This window comes from Rhodococcus sp. Z13 (assembly GCF_025837095.1).
In the GTDB taxonomy this organism is placed as follows: Bacteria; Actinomycetota; Actinomycetes; order Mycobacteriales; family Mycobacteriaceae; genus Rhodococcus; species Rhodococcus sacchari.
The window spans coordinates 112,322-123,817 of record NZ_CP107551.1; the positions used below are offsets into that span (position 1 = coordinate 112,322).

Annotated in this window: 12 protein-coding genes; 7 read left to right on the plus strand and 5 right to left on the minus strand. The window is 72.7% G+C overall.

Annotation, left to right across the window (positions count from 1 at the left end):
* Window positions 1–49: 49 nt before the first annotated feature.
* From OED52_RS00520 to OED52_RS00550, 7 genes are read left to right on the plus strand one after another with little or no spacing between them, the layout of a single operon-like run.
* Window positions 50–187: a hypothetical protein gene (locus tag OED52_RS00520; RefSeq protein ID WP_264152789.1), complete on the plus strand. Its 138-nt coding sequence runs from the start codon at window positions 50–52 to the stop codon at window positions 185–187.
* On the plus strand, window positions 184–1,809 hold the full coding sequence (gene crtI, locus OED52_RS00525) for a phytoene desaturase family protein (RefSeq protein ID WP_264152790.1): 1,626 nt from the start codon (window positions 184–186) through the stop codon (window positions 1,807–1,809). Before OED52_RS00520 ends, crtI begins: the two co-directional genes overlap by 4 nt.
* A complete protein-coding gene (locus OED52_RS00530; RefSeq protein WP_264152791.1) occupies window positions 1,802–2,743 on the plus strand; it encodes a phytoene/squalene synthase family protein in 942 nt (313 codons plus the stop codon). The genes crtI and OED52_RS00530 overlap by 8 nt, the downstream gene beginning before the upstream one ends.
* 53 nt (window positions 2,744–2,796) lie before the next feature.
* Window positions 2,797–3,381, plus strand: a complete 585-nt coding sequence (gene idi / locus OED52_RS00535) for an isopentenyl-diphosphate Delta-isomerase (RefSeq protein ID WP_264152792.1) — start codon at window positions 2,797–2,799, stop codon at window positions 3,379–3,381.
* 60 nt (window positions 3,382–3,441) lie between these two features.
* The gene (locus OED52_RS00540; protein ID WP_264154793.1) at window positions 3,442–4,197 is read left to right on the plus strand and encodes an ABC transporter permease; all 756 of its coding nucleotides are present in this window, start codon (window positions 3,442–3,444) and stop codon (window positions 4,195–4,197) included.
* Between the two features lie 29 nt (window positions 4,198–4,226).
* Window positions 4,227–7,424, plus strand: a complete 3,198-nt coding sequence (locus OED52_RS00545) for an acetyl-CoA carboxylase family protein (protein WP_264152793.1) — start codon at window positions 4,227–4,229, stop codon at window positions 7,422–7,424.
* Complete coding sequence (locus OED52_RS00550; RefSeq protein ID WP_264152794.1) at window positions 7,418–8,056, plus strand: UdgX family uracil-DNA binding protein; 639 nt, start codon at window positions 7,418–7,420, stop codon at window positions 8,054–8,056. Before OED52_RS00545 ends, OED52_RS00550 begins: the two co-directional genes overlap by 7 nt.
* Before the next feature lie 20 nt (window positions 8,057–8,076).
* Here OED52_RS00550 and OED52_RS00555 read toward each other — a convergent pair whose 3' ends face one another.
* The 5 genes from OED52_RS00555 to OED52_RS00575 all read right to left on the minus strand — a co-directional run bounded on the left by OED52_RS00555 (window position 8,077) and on the right by OED52_RS00575 (window position 11,486).
* On the minus strand, window positions 8,077–9,018 hold the full coding sequence (locus OED52_RS00555) for a CopD family protein (RefSeq protein ID WP_264152795.1): 942 nt from the start codon (window positions 9,016–9,018) through the stop codon (window positions 8,077–8,079).
* A 5-nt stretch (window positions 9,019–9,023) separates the two neighbouring features.
* Complete coding sequence (locus OED52_RS00560) at window positions 9,024–9,536, minus strand: copper resistance CopC family protein (protein ID WP_264152796.1); 513 nt, start codon at window positions 9,534–9,536, stop codon at window positions 9,024–9,026.
* Complete coding sequence (locus OED52_RS00565; RefSeq protein ID WP_413247694.1) at window positions 9,533–10,213, minus strand: YcnI family copper-binding membrane protein; 681 nt, start codon at window positions 10,211–10,213, stop codon at window positions 9,533–9,535. Before OED52_RS00565 ends, OED52_RS00560 begins: the two co-directional genes overlap by 4 nt.
* Window positions 10,159–10,734 (minus strand): hypothetical protein, encoded by a 576-nt coding sequence (locus tag OED52_RS00570; RefSeq protein WP_264152797.1) that lies wholly within the window; start codon window positions 10,732–10,734, stop codon window positions 10,159–10,161. Before OED52_RS00570 ends, OED52_RS00565 begins: the two co-directional genes overlap by 55 nt.
* A gap of 68 nt (window positions 10,735–10,802) precedes the next feature.
* Complete coding sequence (locus tag OED52_RS00575; protein ID WP_264152798.1) at window positions 10,803–11,486, minus strand: DUF6474 family protein; 684 nt, start codon at window positions 11,484–11,486, stop codon at window positions 10,803–10,805.
* Window positions 11,487–11,496: the final 10 nt, after the last annotated feature.

Genomic DNA, 11,496 nt, shown 5'->3' on the forward strand with positions numbered 1-11,496 from the left:
ACCGGCTCCGAATACGGGACAAGGCGGCCCCCGAGCAGAGGAACAGATCATGTCCACTTCCACGACCGAACCACGGCACGACGAGAGCCGGCACCCCCACCCGTCCGTGGGATTCCTCCAGCTGTTCATGGAAGCGCGCACCCGTCTCGAACAGACCGCGCCGCGCCTGCAGGGAGGGACCGTATGAGAACCGTCCCGGGTGACGTCGGCTCGGTGGTCGTGGTGGGCGCCGGCCTCGCCGGGTTGTCCGCCGCCCTGCATCTCACCGGAGCCGGCAAGCGGGTGACCGTCCTCGAACGCGAGACCACCGTCGGCGGTCGCGTCGGCAGCTACCCGGTGTTCGACGACGACGGCCGCCACCTCTACGACATCGACAACGGCGCCAGCGTCCTGACGATGCCCGAGCTCATCGCCGACGCCCTCGCCGCCGTCGGCGAGTCCTTCGCCTCGACCACCCCGGACGTCGACCTGGTGCGGCTCGCGCCCGGCTACCATGCGCGCTTCGCCGACGGGTCCGCCCTGGACGTGTACTCGGACCCGGCCGAGATGGCCGCCGAGATCGAGCGGGTGTGCGGACCGGCCGACGCCGCGGGCTACCGCCGCCTGCGGCAGTGGCTCGCCGCGATCTTCGAGACCGAGTTCGACCGGTTCATCGACTCGAACTTCGACTCGCCGCTCGACCTCGTGTCGTCACGCCCGGCACTGCGCGACACCACCACCCTGTTGCGGCTGGGCGGCTTCGGCCGGCTCGGCCCGAAGGTCGCCTCCTTCATCACCGACGAGCGGCTCCGGCGGATCTTCACCTTCCAGGCCCTCTACGCGGGCACGGCACCGTCGACCGCCCTCGCGGTGTACGGCGCGATCGCCCACATGGACACCTCCCTCGGGGTGTTCTTCCCGAAGGGCGGCATGGCCACCGTCGCCGCCGCGATGACCGACGCCCTCGTCCGCCACGGCGGCATCCTGCACACCGGCGTCGAGGTGACCGACCTGCTCGTCACCGACGGTCACGCCCGCGGGGTGCGGACCGTCGACGGCCGGATCTTCGACGGCGACGCCGTCGTGCTCACCCCCGACCTGCCGGTGGTGGACCGGCTCCTCGATCGGGCGGGGGTGCCGTCCCGCGGCCGCACGCGGCCGTTCTCCGTCGCGTCACCGTCCGCCGTCGTCTTCCACGGCACCGTCCCCGTCGACGTCACCGCCGGCTGGCCCGCCGCGGCCCACCACAACATCGACTTCGGTGAACAGTGGGACGAGACCTTCGCGCGCATCACCGCGCGCCGCGGCCGCGGCCGGCTCATGGCGGACCCCTCCCTGCTGGTCACCCGCCCCGCGGTGACCGACCCGTCGCTGCGGCTGGTGCGCGACGGCGTCGAGTGCGAACCCGTCTCCGTGCTCGCCCCGTGCCCGAATCTCGCCTCCGCCCCGCTGGACTGGAACCTCCTCGGCGGCCCCTACGTGCGGGAGATCCGGCAGGTCCTCGAACGCCGCGGTTACCGTGGCCTGGCCGGTTCGATGCGGATCGATCACGTCGACACCCCGCAGACCTGGCTGGAGAAGGGGATGCTCGACGGCAGTCCGTTCTCCGCGGCGCACGTCTTCCGGCAGACCGGGCCGTTCCGCCGCCCGAACCTGGTGCGCGGGGTCGACAACGTCGTGCTCGCCGGTTCGGGCACCACCCCGGGTGTCGGGGTTCCCACCGTCCTCGTCTCGGGACGCCTTGCCGCCGAACGCATCACCGGACCGGCCGCGAGAGTGCCGGACCTCCCGGCCCGCGCACTGTCGGAAGCAGGTGCCGCTCATGGGTGAACTCGCCACGATCGATCCGGAACTGCGCGACGCCTACCGCCTGTGCCGCGACCTGAACCGGCGGCACGGCAAGACCTACTTCCTCGCCACCCGCCTGTTCCCGAACGCGAAACGCCCCGGCGTGCACGCCCTCTACGGCTTCGCGCGGATGGTCGACGACATCGTCGACGTCGAACCGCACGAGCCCGCACCGGTGCTCGACCGTCTCGAGGAACGGCTCGTCGCCGCCCTGAACGGATCCCCCACGGGCGACGACGACTACGGGCTGGTCCTGCGCGCACTGGTGGACACCACCGAGCGGTACGGCATCCCGCACGAGTACTACCGGGCCTTCCTGCACTCCATGCGGATGGACGTCCCCGGCACCCCGATGTTCCGCTCCCGCTACCGGACCATGGACGAGCTGTCCGAGTACATGTACGGCTCGGCCGCGGTCATCGGCCTGCAGATGCTGCCGATCCTCGGCGTCGAGGGACAGCGGGAACGTGCGGAGGTCCCGGCCGCGGCGCTCGGCGAGGCGTTCCAGCTGACGAACTTCATCCGCGACATGGGGGAGGACCTCGACCGCGACCGCATCTACCTGCCCACCGACGAACTGGCGGCCTTCGGAGTGGACGAGGAGCTGCTGCACCACTGCCGCGCGACCGGCCGCACCGACATCCGGTTGCGCCGCGCCCTCGCCCACCTGATCGCACACACCCGCTCGGTCTACCGCACCGCCGAACCCGGCATCGACCTGCTCGATCCCGCGGTCCGGCCCGCGATGCGCACCGCCTTCGTGCTGTACGGGGACATCCTGGGCGCGGTGGAGGAGAGCGGATACCGGGTCCTCCACCGGCGGGCGCGTGTGTCGCGCCGCCGCCGGTTCTCGGTGGCCGCGCCGGGGCTCGCCTCGGTGGGTTGGACCTTCCTGCGCGAACAGTCGAGACTGTGAATGCTCACCGGCCGCGGCCGGCGCCCGCACACGAATCACGAACAGGACATCGCATGGAACAGGTCGTGCTGCTCGACGACGCAGGCCGAGCGGTCGGCATCGAGCCGAAGGCCACCGTCCACACCACGGACACCCCGCTGCACCTCGCCTTCTCCTCGTACGTCTTCGACTCCCGCGGGAACGTCCTGCTCACGCGGCGTGCGCTGGACAAGCTGACCTTCCCCGGCGTCCTGACCAACAGCTGCTGTGGGCATCCGGCACCCGACGAGCCGCTCGGGGAGGCGGTGCGCCGCCGTCTGCAGCAGGAACTCGGGCTCGAGGTCCACGACGTCGACGTCGTGCTGCCGGCCTTCCGCTACAAGGCAGTGATGGACAACGGCATCGTCGAGAACGAGATCTGTCCCGTCTTCCGGGTGCGCTACGACGGGCCGCCGCCCTCCCCGGATCCCGCGGAGGTGCACGACACCGAATGGGCCGAGTGGACCACCTTCGCCGACGACGTCGTCGCCGGCCGCCGGGAGGTGTCAGTGTGGTGCCGCGAGCAGGTGTATCAGCTCCGGCAGCTCGGCCCCGACCCGTTGCACTGGCCGGTCGCGTCACCGTCCGAACTGCCGCACGCCGCCCCCGAACGCCGATAGCGGGCCCGGTCGCCGATAGCGACCCCCGCACCGGTCCGGCTCGATACGCTGATTCCGGTGATCGACGACCCGCTCGTCCTGTCGCGCACGATCGGCGGCGTCCTCGTGCTCGCCGCGATCTCCGCGGCGGTGCTGTGGTGGTTCCGGGTCCCGCACCGCTTCGCCCCGGTGGGCGCCATCGCGCGCGGCGCCGCGCAGCTCGCGTTCGTCAGCCTCGTCCTCCAGGGCGTCATCACCGATGCCCGCTGGGTCGCGGTGGTGCTCGCCGTCATGTTCGGGGTGGCCTGGTGGACGGCCTGCGGCCGGATCGGCGACCGCGCACAGGTCGGTGCGACGGTGGCGGTCGCGATGGCCATCGGGGTCGTCGTGGCGGCGGGCACCGTCTTCGCGACCGGCGCGGTGGAGGCGACCCCGCGCTACGTCCTGGCCCTCGGCGGGATCGTCATCGGCAACACCATGACGGTCGCGAGCCTGGCCGGCCGCCGCTTCCAGGAGATCGTCGACGACCACTGGACCGAGGTCGAGGGGTGGCTCGCACTCGGCGCGACCATTCGGCAGGCGACCGTCGGCCCCGCCCGCCTCGCCGTGCACGCCGCCATGATCCCGTCGACCGACCAGACCAGGACCACGGGGCTGGTGACCCTGCCCGGCGCGTTCGTCGGTGCGATCTTCGGTGGGCTCTCACCGCTCGAGGCGGGTCGCTTCCAGGTGGTGGTGCTGGCTGCGATCATGGCGACGGCGTCGATCACCGCGGTGCTCGTGGCCCTCGGGTCGGGACGGAGCCTGCGGCTGCGACCGGCGGTGAGCGAACAGTGAGGGCCGAACGGTGAGGAAGGGGATGGTGGATGCTGCTCGTGGCCAACAGGGGTGAGATCGCGCTGCGGATCGTGCGGTCGGCCGGGGAACTCGGACTCGACACCGTCGCCGTCCACGCCGCCGGCGACACGCACTCCCCGCACGTCCGGGCCGCAACCCGCGCCGAGGCGCTCCCCGGAGAGGGCGCCGCCGCCTATCTCGACTCCGACGCCCTGATCGGCATCGCCCGCGCCACCGGCTGCTCGCTCGTGCATCCCGGCTACGGATTCCTCAGCGAGAACGCCCCCTTCGCGCAGGCCTGCGCCGACGCCGGTCTCGTCTTCGTCGGCCCGTCCCCGGAGGTGCTGCGCACCCTCGGCGACAAACGCTCCGCCCGCGCCGAGGCCGCGCGGCTCGGCATCCCGGTGGTCGCGGCCACCGACACCGCCGACCCGGGCACCCTGCGCTCCTTCCTCCGCGACCACCCGGAGGGCATCGTCCTCAAGGCCCGTGCCGGTGGGGGAGGACGCGGCATGCGGGTCGTGCGCGACGCCGCCGGCCTCGACGCGGCCCACCGCGCCGCCTCGGCCGAGGCGCGGGTCGCCTTCGGGGACGACGGGCTGTACGCCGAGGCGCTCGTCGCCGACGCCCGGCACGTCGAGGTGCAGGTCGTGGCGGCGCCCTCGACCCCCTCGGGCGGGTGGACGACGGCGGTGGCGCTCGGCGACCGGGATTGCAGCGTGCAACGCCGCCACCAGAAACTCGTGGAGATCGCCCCGGCCCCCGACCTGCCGGACCGTCTGCGCCGCGACCTGCACACCGCCGCCGTGCGGCTGTTCGCCGAGGTGGGCTACCGCGGGGTGGGCACCGTCGAATTCCTCGTGTACGGGGACGAATTCGTCTTCCTCGAGGTGAACCCGCGGATCCAGGTGGAGCACACCGTCACCGAGGAGGTCATCGGCGTCGATCTCGTCGCCGTGCAGCTCGCGATCGCCCGCGGGGCCGGCATCGACGAACTCGGCCTGCCCGCCGGGATCGCCGCCGGACCGAACGTCGTCGCGGGGGAACTCGCCGTACCCCGCGGCATCGCGGTGCAGGCCCGTGTCAACGCAGAGACCATGTGCGGCGACGGCACCGCGGTGGCCACCGCCGGCACCCTCACCGGCTTCACCCCACCGGCTGGGCCGGGCATCCGCGTCGACACCCACGGCCGCCCGGGCCTCGAGGTGACCGCCCGTTACGACTCGCTGCTCGCCAAGGTCGTCGCGCACGTGCGCTCCGGCGACCGGACGGCGGCGCTGCGCAAGACGGCCGCGGCGCTCGGCGAGTTCGTCGTCGACGGCCTCGGCACCAACCTCGACGTGCTACGGAAAATCTTCGACGACAAGGAGTTCCGTTCCGGTCCCGTCACCACCTCCTGGCTGGACGAGCGCCTGCCGGATTTCGTGGACCCCGCCGTCGCGGAGACCCCGGCCGGCACCACCGATCTCCGCCCCGGTGAATACGCGGTGTGCGCGGAGATGGCCGGCACCGTCGTCGAGGTCGCCCGTGAGGGCGACACCCTCGCCGCCGGGGCGCCGGTGGTGGTGCTCGACGCGATGAAGATGCAGCACGAGGTCCGCGCCCCCGGCGCCGCGCTGGTCGAACGCGTCCTCGTCCGTCCCGGCCGGACGGTGTCGCCGGGCACCGTGCTCGCCGTCGTGAAAGTGCTCGACCCGGACATCGTTGCGGGTGAAGAGGTTTCGTTCGATCCCGACACGGCGCGCGCCGACCTGGACGAGATCCTGGCGCGGCACGCCGTCACCACCGACGCCGCGCGTCCCGAGGCGGTCGAACGGCGGCACCGGCAGGGCCGGCGCACAGCCCGCGAGAACATCGCCGATCTCGTCGACGACGGTACCTTCGTCGAATACGGCCCTCTCGTGCTCGCCGCCCAGCGCGGCCGCCGCAGCGAGGAGGACCTCGTCGCGAACACACCCGCCGACGGGCTCGTCGGGGGCACCGCCCGGATCGGTGGGGCCGAGGTGGTCGTGATGTCCTACGACTACACGGTTCTCGCCGGTACCCAGGGTCGCTACAACCACCGCAAGACCGACCGGCTGCTCGAACTCGCCGCGCGCCGGCGGGTTCCGGTGGTGCTGTTCGCCGAGGGTGGCGGGGGCCGTCCCGGTGACGTCGACGCCGGGCCCGGTGCGGGTCTCGAACTGCCGACCTTCCGATCGATGGCGGCGCTGCGGGGAAAGGTGCCCACCGTCGCGGTCGTCTCCGGCCGCTGCTTCGCCGGCAACGCCGCCCTCGCCGGGATGTGCGACGTGCTCGTCGCGACCCCCGACGCGAACATCGGCATGGGTGGGCCCGCCATGATCGAGGGCGGCGGGCTCGGTGTGCACCGACCCGAGGAGATCGGCCCGGTCGACGTGCAGCGCCGCAACGGCGTCGTGCACGTCCTGGCCCGCGACGACACCGACGCCGTGGATCTGGCGCGCCGGTATCTCGGTTACTTCACCGTCCGCCACGACGAGTGGACCGCCCCCGATCCGCGGCGTGCCCGGCACGTCGTGCCGGAGAACCGGTTGCGCGCTTACGACGTCCGGGCCGCGATCGGGGCGATCGCCGACGTCGATTCGGTGCTCGAACTGCGCCCCGACTACGGTGTCGGCATCGTCACCGCCCTGATCCGGGTGGAGGGCGTCGCCTACGGGGTGCTCGCCAACAACAGCCACCATCTCGGCGGGGCCATCGACGCGGAGGCCGCCGACAAGGCCACCGACTTCCTCGAACTCTGCGAGGCGCATCGGCTTCCCGTGGTGAGCCTGTGCGACACACCGGGGTTCATGGTCGGACCGGAGGCCGAGAAGGAGGCGACGGTCCGCCGCTTCGGCCGGTTCTTCGTCGCCGGTGCCCGCCTGACGGTTCCGTTCGGCACGATCATCCTGCGCAAAGGCTACGGCCTCGGTGCGATGGCGATGGCCGGTGGCTCGTTCCACGCACCGGAGTTCACGATCGCCTGGCCGACCGGCGAGATCGGCGGCATGGGCCTCGAAGGGGCGGTGCGGCTCGGTTTCCGGAAGGAACTCGACGCGGCGGAGAGCCCCGAGGCCCGCGAGGAACTGTTCGGGCAGCTCGTCGCCCAGGCCTACCGGGAGGGACGGGCCTTGCAGGCCGCGACCACCTTCGAACTCGACGACGTCATCGATCCCGCCGACAGCCGCACCTGGATCGCCGGACTCGGGAGGCGGCGATGGTGACCCATCCCGGCGCGCAACGATTCGTGCCCGACACGCGCGACCTCGACGCCCTCGCCTCCGCCGCCGCGGGATGCCGCGGCTGCGATCTGTACCGGGACGCGGAGCGGACGGTGTTCGGAGACGGAGGCCCGCACGCCCGGATCCTGTTCGTCGGCGAACAACCCGGTAACGAGGAGGATCTCGCGGGTGAGCCGTTCGTCGGCCCGGCCGGGCACCTGTTCGACAAGGCCCTGGACCGGGCCGGGATCGACCGTGAGACCGTCTACGTCACCAACGCCGTCAAGCATTTCCGGTTCGACCGGTCCGCGAACGGCCGACGCCGCATCCACAGGAAACCGACGGGCGCGCAGATCGCGGCGTGCCGCCCGTGGCTCGAGGCCGAACTCGACGCCGTGCGACCCGAGATCGTCGTCTGCCTCGGCGCGACGGCCGCACAGTCCCTGCTGGGCAAGGACTTCAAGCTCACGCGGCACCGGGGCGAGGTGCTGCGCCTGCCCGACGAGCTGCGCGGATCCTGCGATCCCGCCGTGGTGGTGACGGTGCACCCGTCGGCGGTGCTGCGGGCCCGCTCGCAACGCGACGACGCCTTCCGGGCCTTCGTCCAGGACCTGAAACGCGCCGCGGCTCTGTAGGGAGCTCGGCCGGTGCGAACTCAGCCGGTGGTGGCGAGCGCCGCGGCGAGACCGAGCGCCACCGACATCGCGCACACCTCGAGCACCGCGTTGCGCAGCGACTCCTCCGCCGACACCCGGTGCGATGCCGCGCCGGGCACCCAGCGGCGCCGCCAGACGCGCGCCAGCAGCAGCAACGCGACGAGGACGACGGCCTTGGCGAGCAGGATGCGCCCGTAGCCGGTGCCCAGCAACGCGGAGACCGATCCGAGGCGCACGGCGCCGTCGACGACCCCGCTCACCACCAGTGAGATCACGCACCACAGCGCGAGCTGCGAATAGCGCGGCAGCAGTTCGGCCCACGCGCCCCGGCCCCGCACCGTCAGCGCGAGGGCGAGCAGCACCCCGAACCAGATCGCGGCGGCCAGGACGTGCACCGCGTTGAGCAGCGAACCCAGCGGCTGCTGGGCCATGTGCCCGGTCACCGGCCGGGCGATGAGCGCGAGCCCCGCCGCTACGAGCACGGGGGCCGTGGACCACGACGCCGAGCGCCGGTAGGCCACCGCCGCGACCAGCGTGCAGGCCAGCACGCACACCCACGCGCCGCCGTCGACACGACCGGCACCCGAGTCGGTGAGGTACTCGACGAAACGGTCGACGCCGAGCCCGGTGACGGGAACCCCGGCGGTGGCCGCGGCCGCCCGGACCAGGTCGATGCTCGCGAGCACGAGCCACAGCCCACCGACCGCGGCGATCGTGCGCCAGACGTCGTCGGGGGAGACGGCGGGCCGGCGCTCGTTCTGCACCATCGACCCGAGCACCGCGAGGCCGAGCACCGCGGACCCGGCGCACAGCGCCAGGGCCCGCACCGAACCGGAACCGTCGGGGATGGCGAGCGAACCCGCCACGGCGAGGCCGGCGACCGTCCCGAAGGCGACACCGGCAGCGGCCACGAGGAGCCACTGCCGGCGTTCCGAGAGCATGCGGGTCAGGCCTTCGGCTTGCGCAGCGCGAACGCCAGGCCCGCCACGACCACCGCGACACCCGCGGCGACGAACCACCACACGGCGGGACCACCGTCGTCGTCCGAACCGGACTCGGCGGAATCCGACACGGCCTCGCCCGGCGTGCCGGTGCCCTCCTGCGTGAGGGTGAAGGTGCGGGTGCCGCTGACGGGATGCCCGTCTGCGGAGGTCACCCGGTACGCGACGGTGTACTCGCCGACGGGCCCGAGCCCGTCGAGTTCGACGGAGACCGTCGCGCCCTCGACGATCGGGTCGCTCTTGGACCACAGATTGCCGTCGGGCCCGACGACGGTGAGCGCCGCGAACTGCTCCTGCAGGCTCTCGTTGAAGGTCACGCTCACCCGCTCGGGAGCCTCGGCGATCTCCTGGCCGTTCTCCGGCGTACTGGACATCACCACGGAATGGGCCGCGGCAGGCCCGGCGGACAGCGACAGGGCCGCGATCAGCGCGGCGAACAGGACGACGAGACGCTTCATGCCCGCCGTCCCCGGATCACGGCGCCGAGGCCGAGGGCGGCGCCGAGGGCACCGAGCACGAGACCGATGCCGCCGAGCCACCGCGCGGTGTCGTCGGTGGCAGAGCCCTCGGTGGTGGCTGCGGACTCGTTCTCAGAGCCGGTGCCGTGGGCGTCGGCGGTGCCGTGGCCGTGCCCGTCACCGCTGCTCGCGGCGAGGGTCAGCGTCGGTGCCGGCAGTTCGGGCTCCTCGTCGCCCTCGGCGACGTCGTCCCACGCGACGACCTGACCGTCGCTGTAGGTCTGGACGGCCGGGAAGGCGACCTCGTCCTCCTCGGGCAGCGGCCCGGCGGACAGCAGGAACTGCTGGAACTGGCCGGGGCCGACCTGCACGCCTGGATCGGCGGTCCACGTCACGGAGGTGGCGAGCTGCGATTCGGGATCCTTCTCGACGGTCGCGGTCCAGCCGGGCATCGGCTCGGTGCGCGCCGAGCGCAGGCCGGGCAGTTCCACCGTCAGCGCGGTGGTGCCCGCGGTCTCGGACTCGGTGGGTACCCGGAAGGTGAGCACGGCGTATCCGCCCTGCTCGGCGCCGGGGGCGACGACGGTGACGTGCGCGGCGGCCGTGCCGGCTCCGGCGACCATCAGGGCAGCGGTGAGGGTCGCGCCGGCGAGGGCGCGACGGGAGATCTTCGACATCTACGTTCTTTCTCGTCGGAAAACAGGGGTGATCGTCGGGACGCGACGACCGGAGGTCCCCTCCGCGAGATGGCCGGGGGAGCGCGTCCCCACACGAGCCGGTCCGTGGACCTGGTGGGTGCGAGCACGGCCGGGGCCGCGATCACGGGCAGTCGCAGCAGCGCGACCCGCACCACGGTGCCGCACGCCGCGTACAGTCGCGCGGCCGCCACGAGCAGCAGCGCGCAGCCCACCACGGCGACCGCGTGCGCGGCGAACATGCACGCCGACGGGTGCGTGTGCCCCGGAACGAGCGTCGTCAGGGCCGCGTGCGTCGCCGCCTGTCCGCCCGCGAGCAGCACGAGCGGCGGCAGCGACGGCTGGTGGGCACCGAGAACACCGACCCCGGCGGCGATCGCGACCAGCAGCACCGCGGTCGGTCCCGTCGGGACACCCCCGCCGGCGGCGCCGTGGGCGGCCACCGCCAGCACCGCGGTCGCGATGCCCGCGGTGGTGCCGAGGAGGGTGCGGGTCGTGGTCACTGGGTCTGCTGTGTCCTCTGTGGTGACGTCCTCTGTGGTGATGTCCTCTGCGGTGACGGTGCCGAGGGTCAGCGCACGCCGAGGCGGGCGAGCAGGTCGGCCTCGATCCCGTCGAGCTCCGACGAGATCGCCGCGTGCGCGGTTTTCCGGCGCGCGGCGGGCATCTGCTCGGCGGTCTGCACCGCGGTGGTCAGATCGGACAGACGCTCGCGGATCGCCGCCGCGAACTTCTGGGTCTCGGGATCCTTCGGGTCGCGGGACTCGACCTTGGCCAGGGACTGCTCGGCCCCGGCGATCCGCGCGCTCAGCCGGGCGCCGTGCCCGGTGAACGAGCCCAGTTCCTCGACCGGCACCCCGAGCTGGTGTGCCCGCCGCGCGTCGAGCTGTCCGCGCAGCGCCGTCACCGCCTGGTAGACGATCGGGACGATCACCGGCGCCAGCAGCCGCGCCACCCCGAGATAACGGCGCACCTTCGCGGCGGTGAGACCCTGGTTCTCGGCGGCCTTCTTCTGGGCCTTGAGCGTCGCGATCTGCTCCTTCTCGACCTTGGCCTGCGACCGGGCGAGTTCCTTGTCGAGCTTGACCTGCGACTTCGCGAGCTTCTTGTTGAGCTTCTCCTGGGCCCTGGCTGCGCGCCGGTCGTTCTTGAGCTGGCCCTTGGCGACCAGCTTGGCCTCGAGCTTCGCCTTGTGCTTCAGCGCTCGGGCCTCGGCCCTGCGAGTCGCGCGACGCTTCCGTGTGAACAACCCCATCGAACAGCAC

Coding starts and splice junctions, on each gene's coding strand:
- OED52_RS00555 (WP_264152795.1), bottom strand. CDS start 9,018: ATGCTCTCGGAACGCCGGCAGTGGCTCCTCGTGGCCGCTGCCGGTGTC.
- OED52_RS00520 (WP_264152789.1), top strand. CDS start 50: ATGTCCACTTCCACGACCGAACCACGGCACGACGAGAGCCGGCACCCC.
- OED52_RS00560 (WP_264152796.1), bottom strand. CDS start 9,536: ATGAAGCGTCTCGTCGTCCTGTTCGCCGCGCTGATCGCGGCCCTGTCG.
- OED52_RS00530 (WP_264152791.1), top strand. CDS start 1,802: ATGGGTGAACTCGCCACGATCGATCCGGAACTGCGCGACGCCTACCGC.
- OED52_RS00550 (WP_264152794.1), top strand. CDS start 7,418: ATGGTGACCCATCCCGGCGCGCAACGATTCGTGCCCGACACGCGCGAC.
- OED52_RS00565 (WP_413247694.1), bottom strand. CDS start 10,213: ATGTCGAAGATCTCCCGTCGCGCCCTCGCCGGCGCGACCCTCACCGCT.
- idi (WP_264152792.1), top strand. CDS start 2,797: ATGGAACAGGTCGTGCTGCTCGACGACGCAGGCCGAGCGGTCGGCATC.
- OED52_RS00575 (WP_264152798.1), bottom strand. CDS start 11,486: ATGGGGTTGTTCACACGGAAGCGTCGCGCGACTCGCAGGGCCGAGGCC.
- crtI (WP_264152790.1), top strand. CDS start 184: ATGAGAACCGTCCCGGGTGACGTCGGCTCGGTGGTCGTGGTGGGCGCC.
- OED52_RS00545 (WP_264152793.1), top strand. CDS start 4,227: ATGCTGCTCGTGGCCAACAGGGGTGAGATCGCGCTGCGGATCGTGCGG.